The following is an 18195-nucleotide window of genomic DNA, read 5'->3' on the forward strand; positions in this document are numbered from 1 at the left end:
GTTGTCAGTTCTTCTGCGTGAGGCTCTTGCCGTGCTCGGGAGCAGGCCAGAGACCACGCGGACGCAGCAGCATGATGACGATCATGGCCAGCGCGATGAGCAGCTGGCGCAGGATGGACGCGTCGAGGCGGCCGTCGGTCATGGATTGCAGCGGGCCGGCCACGTAGCGCAGCACCTCGGGCAGCGCCGACAGCAAAACGGCACCCAGGATCACGCCGGGGATGTGGCCGATGCCACCCAGCACCACCATGGCAACGATCATGACCGACTCCATCAGGCTGAAGGATTCGGGCGACACGAAGCCCTGGAAGGCACCGAACATCGCACCCGACACGCCACCAAACGAAGCGCCCATGCCGAAAGCCAGCAGCTTCATGTTGCGGGTGTTGATGCCCATGGCCTTGGCGGCGATTTCGTCTTCACGGATAGCCATCCACGCGCGGCCGATGCGCGAATCCTGCAGGCGGTAGCAGATCACAACGCTGACGATCACCAGCACCAGGAAGAGGTAGTAGTAGAGCGTGACGGAGTTGATGTCGTAGCCGAACAGCTCCAGCCGCCGGCCGAGGTCGAGCCCGAATATCTTGACCGAGTCGATCTGGCCGATGCCCTTGGGGCCGTTGGTCAGGTTGATGGGGTGGTCCAGGTTGTTCAGGAAGATGCGGATGATCTCGCCGAAGCCCAGCGTCACGATGGCCAGGTAGTCGCCCCGCAGCTTGAGCGTGGGCGCCCCGAGCATCGCCCCGCATATCGCCGCAATGAGCGCCGCAAGCGGTATGACGATCCAGAGCGAGGTGTGCAGGCCGTTCGGGAACATCGCCGCGAAACCGGCGAAATTGTCGGACAGCTGGGGGGAAGCCATCAGCGCAAAGAGATACGCGCCCACAGCGTAGAAGGCCACGTAGCCCAGGTCGAGAAGGCCGGCGTAACCGACCACGATGTTCAGGCCGAGGGCCAGCATCACGTAGAGCAGCGCCAGGTCGGCGATCCGCACCCAGGCGTTGCCGAAGAACTGCAGCAGCAGCGGCAGCACCAGCAGTGCGATGCCGCCCAGGATCCATTGGACTTTGGTGTTTTTCATGGTGTGTCCCTCTCGGTCAGGCACGATCGGCCACACGTTCGCCCAGCAGGCCCGAGGGGCGCAGCGTGAGGATGATGATGAGCACGATGAAAGCGAAGATGTCGGCGTAATTGCTGCCCAGGATGCCGCCCGTCAGGGTGCCGATGTAGCCCGAGCCGATGGCTTCGATGAGCCCCAGCAGGATGCCGCCCACCACAGCGCCGGCCAGATTGCCGATGCCGCCGAACACGGCTGCGGTAAAGGCCTTCAGGCCCGGCAGGAAACCCATGGTGTGCTGCGCCGTGCCGTAGTTGGATGCATACATGATGCCGGCGATGGCGGCCAGCACGGCGCCGATGATGAACGTGGCCGAGATGACCATGTCGGGTTTGACGCCCATCAGCGCCGCGACGCGCGGGTTCTCCGCCGTGGCGCGCATGGCACGGCCCAGGCGGGTGTAGTTGACCAGGTACATCAGCGATGCCAGGGCCACCACCGTCACGCCCAGGATCAGGATCTGGGTCGAGGTGATCACCGCGCCGCCGACGTTGAACGGCGTGGTGGGCAGCAGCGTGGGATAGGGCTTGTAGTTCGGCTTCCAGATGATCATCGCCAGCGTCTGCAGCAGGATCGACATGCCGATCGCGGTGATGAGCGGGGCCAGCCGGGGGCTGCTGCGCAGCGGCTTGTAGGCCACCTTTTCGATCACGAAGTTGAGCGTAGCCGCCACGACGCACGCGATGATGGTCGCCAGCAACAGGATCAGCCAGCCTGGCGCGCCAGGCATGGCCTCTTGCATCAGGCCGATGCAGCTCCAACTGGTAAGAGCGCCGATCATGAGCACCTCGCCGTGAGCGAAGTTGATCAGTTGAATGATGCCGTACACCATCGTATAGCCCAGGGCTATCAAGGCGTACATGCTGCCAAGTACCAGACCGTTGATGATCTGTTGCAGCAAGATGTCCATAAGAAAAGGTCCTTCGTTTGTGACGCGCCCATCGCGCAGGCACCAGGGTTCGGTGCAGCGTTGCGGGCAAGCTGCCATGTAGCAAAAAACCCGCCAGGACGAGTACCGTGCGGGTTTAGGTGGCGGGATTGTAGCCAGTTGCTTCCGTGCCGTCGGCGAGCCCACGGACGGGTTTTCCCTGGAAAGACCGAGGCATCAGTCTGGAGCGCAGACCATAAGAAATTGTGATGGGCCGATAGGTGTCAGTCAGCCCCGCCCTCAGGGGCTGCCTGACCGGCGGCCTCGTTGCGAGCGCGCAGTTCGTCCATCTTCTGCCCGATCTTGATCTCCAGCCCGCGCGGCACCGGGCGGTAGAAGCCCGGGGGCTCCATGCCTTCGGGCAGATAGTTCTCGCCGGCCGCAAAGCCGCCCTCCTCGTCGTGCGCGTAGCGGTAGCCTTTGCCGTAGTCCAGCGTCTTCATCAGCTGGGTGGGCGCATTGCGCAGGTGCATGGGCACGGGCCGCGTGCCGTCGGCCTTGATGTGGGCGCGCGCGGCGTTGTAGGCCTTGTAGGCCGCATTGGACTTGGGCGCCACGGCCAGGTAGATCACGCACTCGGCCAGCGCCAGCTCACCCTCGGGCGAACCCAGACGCTCGTAGACCTCGGCCGCATCGAGGGCCAGGCGCAACGCGCGCGGGTCGGCCAGGCCGATGTCTTCGCTGGCCATGCGCACCAGGCGGCGGGCCATGTAGCGCGGGTCCGCACCGCCGTCGAGCATGCGCACGAACCAGTAGAGCGCGGCGTCGGGGTCGGAGCCGCGCACCGACTTGTGCAGCGCGCTGATGGTGTCGTAGAACTGCTCTCCGCCCTTGTCGTAGCGCCGCATGCGCTCGCCCAGCACCTTGAGCAGCCACTCGTCCGCGATGATCTCCAGCCGCTCCTGCGCAGCCGCCATGGCCAGCGTCTCCAGCGTGTTGAGCAGGCGCCGGGCATCGCCGTCGGCATAGGCGATGAGCCGGTCGATTGCTACATCTTCAATAGCAGGCAGCGCTTGCATCTGCTGGGCCAGCGCCACGATGCGCTTGAGGTCTTCGGCCGCGAGCGGCTGCAGCACATAGACCGCTGCACGCGAGAGAAGTGCCGAATTCACCTCGAACGAGGGGTTCTCGGTCGTCGCGCCGATGAAGGTGAAGAGGCCCGACTCGACGTGAGGCAGGAAGGCGTCCTGCTGGCTCTTGTTGAAACGATGCACTTCATCCACGAAGACGATGGTGCGCTGCTGCATCAGCCCATCGCGCGCTGCCTCAGCCCGCTCCACGGCTTCACGGATGTCCTTCACCCCCCCCAGCACCGCGCTGATGCTGATGAACTGCGCATCGAAGGCATCGGCCATCAGCCGCGCGATGGTGGTCTTGCCCACGCCGGGCGGCCCCCAGAGGATGCAGCTGTGCGGGCGGCCCGACTCGAAGGCCAGCCGCAGTGGCATGCCCGGGCCCAGCACCTGCTGCTGGCCGATGACCTCGCCCAGCGTGCGTGGTCGCAGGCGCTCAGCCAGAGGTTGGTGGGCTTGGGGCGATGGCGCGGCGGAAGTTCTGGCGTTCATGGACTGGGGGACAAGAGATTCGGTGGGCGCGGGCGCCGGGCGCGACAGGACTTCAAAAGGCGGGGCCGCTATGCTGCCAGCCTTTGCATTCTTCGTCGGGACCCTGCCCATGCTCTCCACCGCCGCCGCCATCGTCGTCGCGCTGATCGCGCTGCTCCACATCTATATCCTGGTACTGGAGATGTTCCTGTGGGACAAGCCCGCCGGTTTGCGGGCTTTCGGCATGACGCAGGAAAAAGCCACGGCCACCAAGGTGCTGGGCGCCAACCAGGGCCTCTACAACGGCTTCCTGGCGGCGGGGTTGCTGTGGGGCCTGTGGCTGGGCGGTGCTTTCGGGCTGCAGGTGCAGGTGTTCTTCCTGCTCTGCGTGCTGGTGGCCGGCGTGTTCGGCGCGCTGACCGCCAGTCGCAAGATCCTGTTCATCCAGGCCGTGCCGGCGACCATCGGCCTGCTGCTGGTGCTGGCGGCGCGCTGATCCCCCCGCCCGCTGCCTTAGATCGCGAATACGTTCTTACTGCTTCACCACGTCGGCACCGGCCGGCGGCTTGAACTGGAAGACCGAGGCGGGCAGCGCGGTGTTGGTCTGCATGGACGTGAAGCGGATCTGCGAGCGCTGGCCGAAACTGTCCTGGATGTCGAGCGCCGCCAGGTTCTCACCAGCGAAGCCCACGCGCACGCTTTTAAGCTGCCCGTCGGGAGATTTCGGGCTGGCCACCACCCACTGCAGGCCATCCTGATCGGGCGCGGACTGCAGCGTGAATTCCTTCTGCAGCGCCTGCAGATCGGGCGCAGAGGCCAGCAGCGCGGCGGGCGTGGAGCCCAGGGCCTTGTCCTGCGCGCGCTGGGTGACCTGATTCAGGTCGGCGTCGTAGAGCCAGAGCGTCTTGCCGTCGGCGACGATGGTCTGCTCAAAGGGCTTTTTATAGGCGAACTTGAAACGACCCGGGCGCTGGAATTCGAAGCTCCCGGTGGAGGTCTTCACACGCGGGGCCTGGCCATCCTTGGCCGGAGAGGTCACGGTCTGGGTGAAGTCGGACTTGCCGGACTGCACGCCGCGCATGAACGATTCCAGGCTCTTCAGGCCATCAGCGCTGGCGGACTGGGCGCCAGCAGCTATCAAAACAATAGCAATCCACTGCTTCATGGGGTCTCCTATGGGCCAGAGGCCGGGCCTTATCACCTGGGGGCGGACTGCGGGCGATTCAAGCCCCGCCGGTGGCCGGCCCACCGTTCGATGGGCCTCGGTGGCGATGCGGCGGATCACTCGCCGCGGCTGGGCACCAGCACTTCGCGCTGGCCGCTGGCCGTGAGCGCGCTGACGAGGCCCGCCTTTTCCATGTCTTCGAGCAGGCGGGCCGAGCGGTTGTAGCCGATGCGCAGCTTGCGCTGCACGTAGGAGATGCTGGCCTTGCGGTCTTTGAGCACCACCTCCACCGCCTGGTCGTACATCGGGTCCTTCTCGCCACCTTCGCTGCCACCACCCTCGCCAAAGGGGCCGTCCTCGCCATCGACGGTGCCGCCTTCGAGCAGGCCTTCGACATAGTCGGGCTCGCCCTGGCTCTTGAGGTAGCTGACCACGCGGTGGACCTCATCGTCCGAGACGAAGGCGCCGTGCACGCGGATGGGCAGGCCGGTGCCGCTGGCCATGTAGAGCATGTCGCCCATGCCCAGCAGCGCTTCGGCGCCCATCTGGTCCAAGATGGTGCGGCTGTCGATCTTGCTGCTCACCTGGAAGGCGATGCGAGTCGGAATGTTGGCCTTGATGAGGCCCGTGATCACGTCCACGCTGGGCCGCTGCGTGGCCAGAATGAGGTGGATGCCGGCCGCGCGCGCCTTCTGCGCCAGCCGGGCGATCAGCTCTTCGATCTTCTTGCCCACGACCATCATCAGGTCGGCCAGCTCGTCGATGACCACCACGATGTGCGGCAGGCGCTGCAGCGGCTCGGGCTCCTCGGGCGTCAGGCTGAAGGGGTTGTAGATGAACTCCTCGCGCGCCTTGGCCTCGTCGATCTTGACGTTGTAGCCCGCCAGGTTGCGCACGCCCAGCTTGGACATGAGCTTGTAGCGCCGCTCCATCTCGGCCACGCACCAGTTCAGGCCGTTGGCGGCCTGCTTCATGTCGGTGACCACAGGCGCGAGCAGATGCGGGATGCCTTCATAGACCGACATTTCCAGCATCTTGGGGTCGATCATCAAGAGGCGCACGTCGCGCGCCTCGGCCTTGTAGAGCAGCGAGAGGATCATGGCGTTGATCCCCACCGACTTGCCCGAGCCGGTCGTGCCGGCCACCAGCACGTGCGGCATCTTGGCGAGGTCGGCCACCACCGGGTTGCCCACGATGTCCTTGCCCAGGCCCATGGTGAGCATGCTCTTGGCCTCGTGGTAGATGTGCGAGCCCAGGATCTCCGAGAGGCGGATCGACTGGCGCTTGGCATTGGGCAGTTCCAGCGCCATGAAATTCTTGCCGGGAATGGTCTCGATCACGCGGATGGACACCAGCGAGAGCGAGCGGGCCAGATCCTTGGCGAGGTTGACGATCTGCGAGCCCTTCACGCCGGTGGCGGGCTCGATCTCGTAGCGCGTGATGACCGGCCCGGGCATGGCCGCGACCACGCGCACTTCGACGCCGAAATCCTTGAGCTTCTTCTCGATCAGGCGGCTGGTCATCTCCAGCGTCTCGGGCGCCACGGTCTCCTGGCGCGCCAGCGGGCCGTCGAGCAGGTCCACCTGCGGCAGGCGGCTGTCGGGCATTTCGGTGAAGAGCGGCTTTTGCCGCTCCTTGACCACACGTGCGCTCTGCGGCACGTCGTGCAGCACCGGCTCGATGATGTGGACGGGCTGCGGGTGGTGCTCCTCGGCCTCGTGGCGCTCTTCCTGCACCACCTCTTCACGCTCGCGCGCTGCGCGCTTGCCCACCGCCACGTCGCGCGCCTGCTCGCGCTTGGCGCGGCCGAACTGCACCAGCCCTTCGAGGCGCCCACCCAGGCGCTCGGCCACATTGCCCCACGAGAAGCGGAACACCAGGGCTGCACCCAGCACCACCAGCATCACGCCCACCAGGCCCGAGCCGGTGAAACCCAGCCACTTCACGCCGAGCTGGCCCATGGCATAGCCCAGCACGCCACCCGCCTTGCCCGGCAGCAGCGATTCGAAACGGTAGAGGCGCGACCATTCCAGCCCCGTGCTCGCACACAGCAAGATGGCCAGCCCACCCCAGAAAAGGAGGCGCCGCAGCCAGGGCGCATGGGCGCCCGCCGCCACCTCGCCGCCGCCCATCCAGCGCGCCAGCGATGCCAGCCAGGCGCGCACACCGGCCGCCAGGCACCACCAGACGGAAAAGCCGAGCGCGAAATAGCTGCAGTCCGCCAGCCAGGCGCCGGAGCGCCCCGCCCAGTTGGTCACCAGCCGGCCGTCGTTGGCGCCCGAAGTGGACCATGCCGGATCGTGGCCGGAATAGCTGACCAGCGCCAGCAGCCAGAAGACGAGGGCCAGCAGGCCCAGCACGAGGCCGATTTCGTGGCCGAAGCGCGCCGCGCCACTGCGGGGCGCGGACTTCGCGGAGGACGAAGCGTTCAGGGTATTGAGGGAATAGGTCATATGAAAAAATGCGCGGCGAAGCTTACCCGATGGGCTTGTCACGACCTGTCACAGCTGGCCATGCGCCCGAATGGCCTGCCCTCGCCGGGGTCGGTCATCGGTTCTTACAATCGCGGCCATTGATAAGCCGCCGCCCCGGACGGCCCCCGCGCGTCCATACTCGCGGGAGCCGCCTACCGAGGCGATCCGCGCCCAGCCAAACACCCGGTCAGGCGCCAACCAACCCTTTCCTTTCTGATCCCGTCATGTCGAACATCCAGCACGCCAAAGTCATGATCCTCGGCTCCGGCCCCGCCGGCTACACCGCCGCCGTCTATGCCGCCCGCGCCAACCTGAACCCGGTGCTCATCACCGGCATGGCCCAGGGCGGCCAGCTGATGACCACGACCGAGGTGGACAACTGGCCCGCGGACGTGAACGGCGTGCAGGGCCCCGAACTGATGCAGCGCTTCCTGGAGCACGCGGAGCGCTTCAAGACCCAGATCGTGTTCGACCACATCCACACGGTGGACTTCAGCAAGCGCCCCTTCACCCTGACGGGCGACAGCGGCACCTACACCTGCGACTCGCTGATCATCGCCACTGGCGCATCGGCCAAGTACCTGGGCCTGCCCTCCGAAGAAGCCTTCATGGGCAAGGGCGTGTCGGGCTGCGCGACCTGCGACGGCTTCTTCTACCGCGACCAGGACGTGTGCGTGGTGGGCGGCGGCAATACCGCCGTCGAGGAAGCGCTGTACCTCTCCAACATCGCCCGCAAGGTGACGCTTGTACACCGCCGCGACAAGTTCAAGGCCGAGCCCATCCTGGTGGACAAGCTCAACGAGAAGGTCGCCGCCGGCAAGATCGAGCTCAAGACGTTCCACACGCTGGACGAAGTGCTCGGCGACGCCTCCGGCGTGACCGGCATCCGCATCAAGAGCACGCAGGACGGCAGCACGCAGGACATCGCCCTGCAAGGCTGCTTCATCGCCATCGGCCACGCGCCCAACACCGAGATCTTCAACGGCCAGCTGGCGATGGACAACGGCTACATCGTCACGCAGGGCGGCCTCAAGGGCTTCGCCACGCAGACCAGCGTGCCCGGCGTGTTCGCGGCCGGCGACGTGCAGGACCACGTCTATCGCCAGGCCATCACCAGCGCCGGCACGGGCTGCATGGCCGCGCTGGACGCGCAACGCTTCCTTGAGCAGGAAGGCACGATCTAAGCCGCCCTCAGAAGGGCCTTGCGCGGCACTGGCCGGTTTCTCAATTGAGGTGCCAGTCACGTTCAGGCTATAATCTGCGGCTTTGCTGACTTCTGCGCACTTCTTTCACGGGTGCTGCCGGGCTTGGCAATCGGGTTACCGCCACCCTTTCTGGCGAGGTGAGGCCGCATGAGCAGGCCCGGCAGCACAAGCTGCAGGGCACTTCGCTTTCGGCCGTTAAAAACTTTCGGAGTGTCCTCATGGCACGCGTATGTGAAGTCACGGGCAAAGGCCCCATGGTCGGGAACAACGTTTCCCACGCCAACAACAAGACCAAGCGCCGGTTCCTGCCGAACCTGCAATACCGCCGTTTCTGGGTCGAGAGCGAAAACCGCTGGGTGCGTCTGCGCATTTCCAACGCCGGTCTGCGCCTGATCGACAAGAACGGTATCGACGCCGTGCTCGCAGACCTGCGTGCACGCGGCCAGGCTTAAAGGAGAGCGACCATGGCAACCAAAGGCGGACGCGACAAGATCAAGCTGGAATCCACTGCGGGTACCGGCCACTTCTACACCACGACCAAGAACAAGAAGACGATGCCCGAGAAGATGCTGATCGTGAAATTCGATCCCAAGGCTCGCAAACACGTCGAGTACAAGGAAATGAAGCTGAAGTAATCCTTCAGGTTCACTCCCTTGAACGAAGAAACCGCCCCTCGGGGCGGTTTTTTTATGCCCGTAATCCGCCGAGGCGGGCAGCTTGGGGCGCCACGGCGGCCGCGGGGCGCTGCTGGGCCGCCATGAGTTCCCCGAGAACGCGGTAGCCCGCTTCCACCTGGGGCGTGAAGGGCATGCCGCAGCTCATCCGCAGAAAGTGCTCGTAGCGCCCGGTGTTGGAGAACATCGAGCCCGGCGCCACGCGGATGCCGCGCGCCAGCGCCTCGTCGTAGACCCGGCTGGTGGAAATACCCGGAGGCAGCTCCATCCACAGGCTGATGCCGCCCGGCGGCAGGCTCAGGCGCGTGCCCGGCGGAAAGTAGCGTGCGATGGCCCGCGCCGAGGCCTCGCGCTGCTCGCGCAGCTGCAGCCGCATCCGGCGCATGTGGCGCTCGTAATCGGGTGAATCGACGCTGCGCGCCGCCAACAGCTGCGACCACGACTGCATGTTGCGGGTGCGGGCGAACTTCAGCATCTGCACCCGCGCATGCCAGCGGCCAGCACTCATCCAGCCCTGGCGCAGGCCAGGGGCGAAGCTCTTGCTGAGCGATGCGCAGTAGATCACCTGCCCCGCCTCGCCCGGCCGGTCCCAGGCCTTGGCCGGGCGCAGCGGCTGGGGCGATTCGACGAATTCGCGGTAGATGTCGTCTTCGATCAGCGCCAGGCCGTATTCGACACACAGCGCCACCAGCCGCTCCTTGTGGCTGTCGGGCATGACGCTGCCCAGCGGCATCTGCAGGTGCGGCACGACCACCACGCCTTTCAGGCGCGGCTCGTTGCGCGCTGCGAGCTCCAGCGCCTCCAGCGAGATGCCGGTGCGCGGGCTGCTGGGGATCTCCAGCGCACGCAGGCCGCGGACCTCGATGGCCTGCAGGATGCCGAAGAAGGTAGGCGACTCCACTGCGATCACGTCACCTGGCTCGGCGATGGCGTCCAGCGCCAGGTTCACTGCCTCCGAATTGCCGTGCGTGGCGCCGATCTCGTCGGGCGAGAGGCTGACGCCGAAACCCAGCGCATGGCGTGCCATGGCCTGCTGGAATTCGGCGTGCGTGGTCGGCGCGGAGGGGCCATAGACCAGGATGTCGGGCTGCTCGCGCAGCAGGCGCGCAGCCAGGCGGTTGAGTGCCGTCGCGTCGAACAGGCTGGGCGCAGGCATGGCGCTGCCCAGGTCCAGCACGCCGGGGCCGGCGCGGCGGGCCTTTTCGAGGAACAGCGAAATCCGCTCGTTGATGCCCGCGAAGACGTGGGGATCGGGCGCCAGCGGCTCGTGCAGCTCGGGCTCGCGCACGGCAGGCAGCGCATCGGAGCGGCCACTGCTGCGCACGAAATAGCCCACGCGCTCGCGCGCCTCGACGCAGCCCTGCCCTTCCAGGTGGCGCAGCACCTGCAGCGCAGTCGTGAGGCTGACGCCGTGGCGCTGGCACAGCTCGCGCACCGACGGCAGCCGCATGCCGGGCACCAGGCTGCCGGAGGCAATGGCCTGCTCGTAGAGCCCCGCGAGCTGGCGGTAGCGCGGCACCCCCGCAGCAGCCGCTGTCGGGGGCAGCGGCTCATGGACGATGGCGAGAGAAGGCTGGGGGGAGCGCGAGGACATGGGCAGAGGGCGCAGACAGAGGACGGGGCGCAAAGATGATGCCCCAGGCGCGAGGAGTGCGACAGATACAGGCGGGCCTTGCCGGAACCATAACAGCACCGGAAAAAAAGCCGCTGTTACGGCCCGGGGCGACCGCGCCTGTGCCTGTTGCGCAAAGACCGTGCGGCCTACGCTGGAGGCTCTTTTGCAAGCCCCTTGCGCACCGAGGAAACACCATGCCTTCCACCCGCACCGCCCCATCCACGCCATCCGCCGCATCGCCCCTCACCCTGCCCGCCGGCACCTGCACCTGGATGCGCCTGCCGCCCGGCGCCGTCCTGCGCGTGGCCGAAGGCCGGATCGCACTGCAGGCCGGCCCGGCGATGTGCGGGCAGGTGCTGCTGGCGCAGCCCCCGGTGCAGCGGCTGGCCACCAGCCATGGCTGGAGCGCGCCGCAGCCGGGCGAAGCGGCCTGGTTGCAGCTGTCGAGCATGGGCAAGGACGCCGCCGTGCTTCAGGTGATGGAGCCGCCGCCCGCAGAAGCGGCCTGGCCGCTGTGCGCCCTGGCGGGGCTGCTGCAGCGCCTGCGGGGCGGCACGCGGCCTGTCACGGCCGAGAGGGCTGCGGCCTGAGCAGCAGCGCCGCCGCTCAGGGAGAGGCGCTCAGGCCTGGGCTGCGCGCAGCCGCAGCGAGAAATCGCGCAGCGCGGCCACGCCGCTTTCCTCCGCGCGCTGGCACCAGGCCTGCAGGTCGGCGGTGAGCTGCTCGCGGGTGCGCGAGGTGTTGAGCCACAGCTGGCGCAGCTCCTCGCGCATGGAGACCATCTTGTCGAGCACCGGGTGCGCCTGGCGGGCCAGGGCGATGTGCTCGCGGGCACGCGCGGGCACCTTCTCTTCATCGCGGTGCAGCCAGCGCCGCGCAGCGCGCAGTACCGATACGTCGGCCTGGCGGGCCTTGAGTACGGCCAGCTCGTCGCGGCAGGCCTGGCGCACGCTGCGGGCATAGCCGGCCATCATCTCGTAGCGGTGGGCGATCACAGCCTCCAGCGTCTTCTCGTCGGCCACGGCCTTGACCTCGCCCAGGCGCAGCTTGGGCGGCATCTTCTTGACCTTGGCCCAGCCCACGGCCTGCATCAGGCGGATATAGGCCCAGCCGATGTCGAACTCATAGCGCTTGACCGAGAACTTGGCCGAGGTGGGATAGGTGTGGTGGTTGTTGTGCAGCTCTTCGCCGCCGATGACCAGCCCCCAGGGCACAAGGTTGGTGGAGGCATCGGTCGCCTCGAAGTTGCGGTAGCCCCAGAAATGGCCCACGCCGTTGACCACGCCGGCCGCCCAGAACGGAATCCAGAGCATCTGCACGGCCCACACGGTGGCGCCCAGAGCGCCGAAGAGCGCCAGATTGAGCACCAGCATCAGCGACACGCCTAAAGCGCTGTAGCGGCCATAGACGTTGCGCTCCATCCAGTCCTGCGGCGTGCCGTGGCCGAACTTGGCGAGCGTCTCGGCATTGGCCGATTCGGCGCGATACAGCTCGGCGCCGCGCCACATCACGGTGTCGAGCCCGCGGGTCTGCGGGCTGTGGGGGTCGTCTTCGGTCTCGCACTTGGCATGGTGCTTGCGGTGCACAGCCACCCATTCGCGGGTGACCATGCCCGTGCCAAGCCACAGCCAGAAGCGGAAGAAGTGTGAGGGCACCGGCCCGAGGTCCACCGAGCGGTGCGCCTGCGAGCGGTGCAGGAAGATCGTCACCGCGGCGATGGTGATATGGGTAGTGACCAGCGTGTAGAGCAGCACCTGCCACCAGGACAAATCCAGGGTGCCATGGGCCAGCCAGTCGATCGCGGCGTCGAGGAACGCCCAGTCAGGTAGCAGCATCGAAGGTATTCCGTCTCTCAAAAGGGCGCTAGCCCCGCATCAGGGCTTGCGCGTCCACACGGCGGCGAAGAAGCCGTCGGTCTGATGCAGATGGGGCCAGAGGCGCAAATAGCCAGTCCCCGTCTCGCCGCCGCTGCACAGCTGCGCGGCGTTCTCCACCTTGAGCTGGGTCAGCAGCTCGCCCGCATCGGCCGGCACGAAGTCGGAGTGTGCGGCAGAGAAGGCCTGGGCGATCTCCTCGTTTTCCTGCGGGAGCACGCTGCAGGTGGCATAGACCAGCCGGCCACCCGGCTTGAGCAGGCGGGCGGCGCTGGCGAGGATGGCGGTCTGCTTGGCGACCAGCTCCTGCAGCGCCTCGGGCGACTGACGCCACTTCAGGTCGGGGTTGCGGCGCAGCGTGCCCAGGCCGGAACAGGGGGCATCGACCAGCACGCGGTCGATCTTGCCGGCCAGGCGCTTGACGCGGTCGTCACGCTCGTGCGCGATGGCAGCGGGATGCACGTTCGAGAGGCCGCTGCGCGCCAGGCGCGGCTTGAGCGCATCGAGCCGGTGGGCCGACACGTCGAAGGCATAGAGCCGGCCGGTATTGCGCATGCTGGCGCCGATGGCCAGGGTCTTGCCCCCCGCGCCCGCGCAGAAATCGACCACCATCTCGCCGCGCTTGGCGTCCAGCAGCAAGGCCAGCAGCTGCGAACCCTCGTCCTGCACCTCGATGGCGCCGCGCACGAAGGCCGGCAGCTTGGTGAGCGCGGGCTTGCCATCCACGCGCAGGCCCCAGGGCGAATACGGCGTGGCGACGGCCTTGATGCCGGCGGCGGAGAGTTCCTTTTGCACCTCGGCGCGCTTGTCGGCCAGGGCGTTCACGCGCAGATCGAGCGGCGCGCCCTGCTGCAGGCTTTCAGCCAGCGGCCAGAAGCCCGCGTCCAGCTGGGCCTTGAGCGGGCCGGCCAGCCACTCGGGCAGGTTGTGGCGGTGGCGCTCCATCAGGTCGTCGGGCTGGACGGTGTCGCACTGTTCGAGCCAGGTCTTTTCCTGGTCGTTGAGCGCGCTCTTGAGGAAGTCGCGCGGGCCGTGGAAGCCCAGGATGGCCAGGCGTCGCTCCTTGGGGCCGCTGCCGGAGCGGGCCAGCTGCTCGAACAGCAGCTTCTTGCGCAGTACGGTGTAGGTGGTCTCGGCCAGGGTGGCGCGCTCGCGCGGGCCAAGGGCGCGGTTGTCGCGGAAGAAACGGGAAACGACGGAATCCGCGGGGTGTTCGAAGGTCAACGTGAGCCTGACGAGTTCCGCGCAGGCGTCCAAAAGGGCTTTAGGGTGCATGGCCCGATTGTCCCATTGCGGCGGCCTCAGGGCCATTGCCACGCTGCATCGACCGAAAACCGGCAGCAGCCCCTTCGCCGGCAGCGCATGCAGCTACCATTTCCATAGCTTGATAAAGACACCCGCCATGACCGCGCCCACCGACGACGACCTGCCGCCCCTGCCCGCCCTGTCCACGGGCCGTTACCGCCATTACAAGGGCGGCCTCTACGACGTGCTGGGCCTCGTGCGGCACAGCGAGACGCTGGAGCCCATGGTGCTCTACCGCGCACTCTACGGCGCCCACGGCCTCTGGGTACGGCCCGCGGCGATGTTCGAGGAAACCGTGGTGATCGAGGGCGTGGCGCAGCTGCGCTTCACGCGCTGCGGCGACTCAGACACCCAGGATTCGCCCTGAAAATGGCTGCAGCCCGCCTGCAGCCTTCGCCAACCGCTATGAATTGATGAGCAGACCCAGCACCGCCGGTGGGTAGATCGCGTGCTCCTGCGCCAGCACGCGGGCGGCCAGCGCCTGGGCCGTGTCGCCCGGCAGCACGGGCACCACGCCCTGGGCCACGATGGGGCCGGCGTCCAGGTCGGCCGTCACCTGGTGGACGGTGGCGCCCGCCACCTTGCAGCCCGCGTCGATGGCGCGCTGGTGCGTGTGCAGACCCGGAAAGGCCGGCAGCAGCGAGGGGTGAATGTTGACCAGCCGGCCCGCATAGTGCGCGACGAAGCCCTCGGTCAGGATGCGCATGAAGCCCGCGAGCACCACCAGGGCGGGCTCGTGCACGTCGATGGCGGCGGCCAGCGCCGCGTCGAAGCTCTCGCGCGTGGCGTGGGTACGGTGGTCGATGGCCTGGGTGGCGATGCCCTGGCTGCGGGCGAACTCCAGCCCCTGAGCGCTTTCGCGGTTGCTTAGCACGGCGGCCACCCGCACGCCGTGGCGGCCCTCCCAGTCCTGCTGCTGCGCAGTCCGCACGATGGCTGCCATATTGGAGCCACCGCCGGAGATCAAAATCACGATGTTCTTCTTCATTAGCCCGCAATTATCCCCGCCGCCATGTCCTTCGACCCTCGCACCCGCCCGCTGACCGCCACCGAAGCCCGCGTGCTCGCCACGCTGATGGAGAAGTCGCGCACCGTGCCCGACAGCTATCCGCTCACGCTCAACTCCGTCGTCACCGGCTGCAACCAGAAAAGCAGCCGCGACCCGGTCATGCAGATCACCGATGCCCAGGCGCAGGAGGCGCTGGACGGCCTGCGCCAGCGCAGCCTGTCGGTGGAGATCGGCGGCAACCGGGCCACGCGCTTCGAGCACAACTTTCCGCGCGGCGTGGGCGTGCCCGACCAGTCCGCCGTGCTGCTGTCGCTCCTGATGCTGCGCGGCCCACAGACGGCGGGCGAGCTGCGCATCAACTCCGAGCGCTGGCACCGCTTCGCCGACATCTCCTCGGTCGAGGCCTTCCTGAACGAGCTGGCCGAGCGCAGCGACGAGAAGGGCGGCCCGCTGGTCGTGCTGCTGCCGCGCGCGCCCGGCGCCCGCGAGCCGCGCTGGGCGCACCTGCTTTGCGGCCCCGTCGATGCGGCCAGCCTGACGGCCGCGCAGGTGGCGCACGCCCCCGCCGAAGGCGCTGCTGGCAGCGCCCTCGCGCCCCGGGTGGCCGCGCTGGAGGCCGAAGTCGCCCGGCTGCGGGGCGTGGTGCAGCAGCTGTGCCGCGAACTCGGCATCGCTCCGCCCGCCGCACCGGATGAAGGCGAGTCGGGCAGCGCGGACGAAGGGGCCGTGTCGCCACCCTGACAGAGAGGAAAAGCACGCCCGTGCTACAACGGCGAGATCGAAAAAGCCCCGGCTTTCCAAGAATTTTCTGGACAGGAGACAAGCTGCATGGATCTCGCTTTCACCCCCGAAGAACAGGCCTTCCGCGAGGAAGTGCGCAGCTGGGTCCGCGCCCATCTGCCCGCGGATATCGCCCACAAGGTCCACAACGCCCTGCGCCTGTCGCGCGAAGACATGCAGGGCTGGGCCAAGATCCTGGGCAAGAAGGGCTGGCTGGGCTACGGATGGCCTAAGGAATTCGGCGGCCCGGGTTGGACTGCCGTGCAAAAGCACCTCTTTGAGGAGGAATGCGCGCTGGCCGGCGCGCCGCGCATCATTCCCTTCGGGCCGGTGATGGTGGCGCCCGTCATCATGGCCTTCGGTTCGCCCGAGCAGCAAAAGCGCTTCCTGCCCGGCATCGCCAGCGGCGAGGTGTGGTGGAGCCAGGGCTATAGCGAGCCCGGCTCGGGCTCGGATCTGGCCAGCCTCAAGACCCGCGCCGAGCGCGTGGGCGACAAGTACATCGTCAACGGCCAGAAGACCTGGACCACGCTGGGCCAGTACGGCGACTGGATGTTCAACCTGGTGCGCACCAGCACCGAGGGCAAGCCCCAGACCGGCATCTCCTTCTTGCTGCTGGACATGAAGTCGCCCGGCGTCACCGTGCGGCCCATCAAGCTGCTGGACGGCGAATGCGAGGTCAACGAGGTGTTCTTCGACAACGTCGAAGTGCCGGCCGACCAGCTCATCGGCGAGGAGAACAAGGGCTGGACCTACGCCAAGCACCTGCTGTCCCACGAGCGCACTAACATCGCCGACGTGAACCGCAGCAAGCGCGAGCTGGAACGCTTGAAGCGCATCGCCAAGGCCGAGGGCCTCTGGGACGACTTGCGTTTCCGCGACCAGATCGCGCAACTGGAGGTGGACATCGTCGCGCTGGAGATGCTCGTCCTGCGCGTGCTCTCGGCCGAGAAGTCGGGCAAGAACTCGCTGGACATCGCCGGCCTGCTCAAGATCCGCGGCAGCGAGATCCAGCAGCGCTATGCCGAACTGATGATGCTGGCGGCCGGCCCCTTCAGCCTGCCCTTTATCGAAGAAGCGATGGAAGCGGGCTGGCAAGGCGACTTCCCTGGCGGCGTCACCGCCAACGCGCCGCTGGCGTCCACCTACTTCAACCTGCGCAAGACCACGATCTACGGCGGCAGCAACGAGGTGCAACGCAACATCGTGGCGCAGACCGTTCTGGGCTGACGCCCTGAACGGTCCGCGCCCAGCCGACCGGACTGCTCCCCCGGCCCCCTGCGCGAGGGGGTTCCCGCAAGAGCTTCGCCGGGTTTTGCCGGGTGAGCGCAAGTGCTCTGCACTGAACTGCTTTTGGAGACATGCAATGGACTTTGATTTTTCCGATGACCAGCAATCCCTGCGTGACGCGGTGCGCCGCTGGGTGGAGAAGGGCTATGGCTTCGAGCGCCGCAAGGGCATCGTGGCGGCGGGCGGCTTCGACCGCGCGGCCTACGGCGAGCTGGCCGAGCTGGGCCTGACGGCGCTCACCGTGCCCGAGGCGCAGGGCGGCCTGGGCCAGGGCGCCGTGGATGCCATGGTGGCCATGGAAGAGCTGGGCCGCGGCATCGTGCTGGAGCCGCTGGCGCAGACCTTCATCGCCAGCCGCGTTCTGGCCGACTATGCCCCCGAAGCCGTGCAGGCCGACTGGCTGCCGCGCATCGCCAGCGGCGAGGCGCTGGTGGTGCTGGCCCACAAGGAACGCAAGGCCCGCTACCGCCTCGACGTCTGCGAGGCAAAAGCGGCGCAGGCCGGCGACAGCTATACGCTCAGCGCTATGAAAAGCATAGTTCCCGCCGGCGACCAGGCCGATGCCTTCATCGTGCCCGCGCAGCTGGACGGACGCATCGCCCTCTTCCTGGTCGAGCGCACGGCCAGCGGCGTTGCCACCCAGGGCTACCGCACGCAGGACGAAAGCCGCGCCGCCGAGGTCACGCTGACCCACGCGCCGGCCACGCTCGTCACCACCGACGGCCTTGCCGCGCTGGAACTGGCCGCCGACGTGGGCATTGCCGCCACCTGCGCCGAAGCCGTGGGCGTGATGGACCAGACCCTGGCCCTCACCGTGGACTACATGAACCAGCGCAAGCAGTTCGGCGTGCCGATCGCCAGCTTCCAGGCCCTACGCCACCGCGTGGCCGACATGAAGATGCAGTTGGAGCTGGCCCGCTCCATGAGCTACTACGCCAGCCTCAAGCTGGGCGAGGCGCCTGCGGAGCGCCGCCGCGCCCTGTCGCGCGCGAAGGTGCAGCTGGGCCAGTCGATGCGCTTCGTGGGACAGCAGTCGGTGCAGCTGCACGGGGGCATCGGCGTGACCGACGAATACATCGGCAGCCACTATTTCAAGAAGCTCACGCAGATGGAAATGGCCTGGGGCGACACACTGCACCATCTGGGCGAGGTCTCGGCCCGCATGCAGGAGACGGCGGGCGTCTTCGCATAAGCCCGCGCACTTCCGCCCGCCTG

General features: G+C 67.3%; 18 protein-coding genes. 9 read left to right on the forward strand and 9 right to left on the reverse strand.

Features of this window, described 5'->3' with window-relative positions; all coding sequences use genetic code 11:
• Positions 1 to 4: 4 nt before the first annotated feature.
• From AC3A84_RS15715 to AC3A84_RS15725, 3 genes are all read right to left on the reverse strand, one after another.
• Complete coding sequence (locus AC3A84_RS15715; protein WP_487970966.1) at positions 5 to 1081, reverse strand: ABC transporter permease subunit; 1077 nt, start codon at positions 1079 to 1081, stop codon at positions 5 to 7.
• A gap of 16 nt (positions 1082 to 1097) precedes the next feature.
• Positions 1098 to 2027 (reverse strand): branched-chain amino acid ABC transporter permease, encoded by a 930-nt coding sequence (locus AC3A84_RS15720; RefSeq protein WP_487970967.1) that lies wholly within the window; start codon positions 2025 to 2027, stop codon positions 1098 to 1100.
• A 242-nt stretch (positions 2028 to 2269) separates the two neighbouring features.
• Positions 2270 to 3610: a replication-associated recombination protein A gene (locus AC3A84_RS15725; protein WP_487970968.1), complete on the reverse strand. Its 1341-nt coding sequence runs from the start codon at positions 3608 to 3610 to the stop codon at positions 2270 to 2272.
• A gap of 109 nt (positions 3611 to 3719) precedes the next feature.
• On the opposite strand from AC3A84_RS15725, the gene AC3A84_RS15730 reads away from it, so the two are divergent.
• Positions 3720 to 4085 carry a DUF1304 domain-containing protein gene (locus AC3A84_RS15730; RefSeq protein ID WP_487970969.1) on the forward strand — a complete coding sequence of 122 codons (366 nt, stop codon included), beginning with the start codon at positions 3720 to 3722 and terminating at the stop codon, positions 4083 to 4085.
• Between the two features lie 36 nt (positions 4086 to 4121).
• On the opposite strand, the gene lolA is transcribed toward AC3A84_RS15730, so the two are convergent.
• The gene (lolA, locus tag AC3A84_RS15735; protein ID WP_487970970.1) at positions 4122 to 4754 is read right to left on the reverse strand and encodes an outer membrane lipoprotein periplasmic chaperone LolA; all 633 of its coding nucleotides are present in this window, start codon (positions 4752 to 4754) and stop codon (positions 4122 to 4124) included.
• A gap of 116 nt (positions 4755 to 4870) precedes the next feature.
• Positions 4871 to 7207, reverse strand: coding sequence for a DNA translocase FtsK (locus AC3A84_RS15740; RefSeq protein ID WP_487970971.1), 2337 nt, complete (start codon positions 7205 to 7207; stop codon positions 4871 to 4873).
• A gap of 245 nt (positions 7208 to 7452) precedes the next feature.
• Here AC3A84_RS15740 and trxB point away from each other — a divergent pair, with 245 nt between their 5' ends.
• From trxB to rpmG, 3 genes are all read left to right on the forward strand, one after another.
• Positions 7453 to 8412 carry a thioredoxin-disulfide reductase gene (gene trxB, locus AC3A84_RS15745; RefSeq protein ID WP_487970972.1) on the forward strand — a complete coding sequence of 320 codons (960 nt, stop codon included), beginning with the start codon at positions 7453 to 7455 and terminating at the stop codon, positions 8410 to 8412.
• A 239-nt stretch (positions 8413 to 8651) separates the two neighbouring features.
• A complete protein-coding gene (gene rpmB, locus AC3A84_RS15750) occupies positions 8652 to 8885 on the forward strand; it encodes a 50S ribosomal protein L28 (protein ID WP_056667014.1) in 234 nt (77 codons plus the stop codon).
• A 12-nt stretch (positions 8886 to 8897) separates the two neighbouring features.
• On the forward strand, positions 8898 to 9068 hold the full coding sequence (gene rpmG, locus AC3A84_RS15755) for a 50S ribosomal protein L33 (protein ID WP_092941986.1): 171 nt from the start codon (positions 8898 to 8900) through the stop codon (positions 9066 to 9068).
• 52 nt (positions 9069 to 9120) lie between these two features.
• On the opposite strand, the gene AC3A84_RS15760 is transcribed toward rpmG, so the two are convergent.
• Positions 9121 to 10701, reverse strand: a complete 1581-nt coding sequence (locus AC3A84_RS15760; protein WP_487970973.1) for an aminotransferase-like domain-containing protein — start codon at positions 10699 to 10701, stop codon at positions 9121 to 9123.
• A 215-nt stretch (positions 10702 to 10916) separates the two neighbouring features.
• Between AC3A84_RS15760 and AC3A84_RS15765 the strand changes: the two genes are divergently transcribed.
• Positions 10917 to 11312 (forward strand): hypothetical protein, encoded by a 396-nt coding sequence (locus AC3A84_RS15765; RefSeq protein ID WP_487970974.1) that lies wholly within the window; start codon positions 10917 to 10919, stop codon positions 11310 to 11312.
• A 30-nt stretch (positions 11313 to 11342) separates the two neighbouring features.
• Here AC3A84_RS15765 and AC3A84_RS15770 read toward each other — a convergent pair whose 3' ends face one another.
• A complete protein-coding gene (locus AC3A84_RS15770) occupies positions 11343 to 12557 on the reverse strand; it encodes a DesA family fatty acid desaturase (protein WP_487970975.1) in 1215 nt (404 codons plus the stop codon).
• A gap of 39 nt (positions 12558 to 12596) precedes the next feature.
• A complete protein-coding gene (locus AC3A84_RS15775; RefSeq protein WP_487970976.1) occupies positions 12597 to 13871 on the reverse strand; it encodes an RsmB/NOP family class I SAM-dependent RNA methyltransferase in 1275 nt (424 codons plus the stop codon).
• Between the two features lie 127 nt (positions 13872 to 13998).
• On the opposite strand from AC3A84_RS15775, the gene AC3A84_RS15780 reads away from it, so the two are divergent.
• Positions 13999 to 14268, forward strand: coding sequence for a DUF1653 domain-containing protein (locus tag AC3A84_RS15780; protein WP_487970977.1), 270 nt, complete (start codon positions 13999 to 14001; stop codon positions 14266 to 14268).
• A 36-nt stretch (positions 14269 to 14304) separates the two neighbouring features.
• Here AC3A84_RS15780 and purN read toward each other — a convergent pair whose 3' ends face one another.
• A complete protein-coding gene (gene purN, locus AC3A84_RS15785; protein ID WP_487970978.1) occupies positions 14305 to 14889 on the reverse strand; it encodes a phosphoribosylglycinamide formyltransferase in 585 nt (194 codons plus the stop codon).
• Between the two features lie 24 nt (positions 14890 to 14913).
• Here purN and AC3A84_RS15790 point away from each other — a divergent pair, with 24 nt between their 5' ends.
• From AC3A84_RS15790 to AC3A84_RS15800, 3 genes are all read left to right on the forward strand, one after another.
• Positions 14914 to 15651, forward strand: a complete 738-nt coding sequence (locus AC3A84_RS15790; RefSeq protein WP_487970979.1) for a YceH family protein — start codon at positions 14914 to 14916, stop codon at positions 15649 to 15651.
• 87 nt (positions 15652 to 15738) lie between these two features.
• Positions 15739 to 16920 (forward strand): acyl-CoA dehydrogenase family protein, encoded by a 1182-nt coding sequence (locus tag AC3A84_RS15795; RefSeq protein WP_487970980.1) that lies wholly within the window; start codon positions 15739 to 15741, stop codon positions 16918 to 16920.
• Between the two features lie 136 nt (positions 16921 to 17056).
• On the forward strand, positions 17057 to 18172 hold the full coding sequence (locus AC3A84_RS15800; RefSeq protein ID WP_487970981.1) for an acyl-CoA dehydrogenase family protein: 1116 nt from the start codon (positions 17057 to 17059) through the stop codon (positions 18170 to 18172).
• The last annotated feature ends 23 nt before the right edge of the window (positions 18173 to 18195 follow it).

This window comes from Paracidovorax sp., from assembly GCF_057642795.1.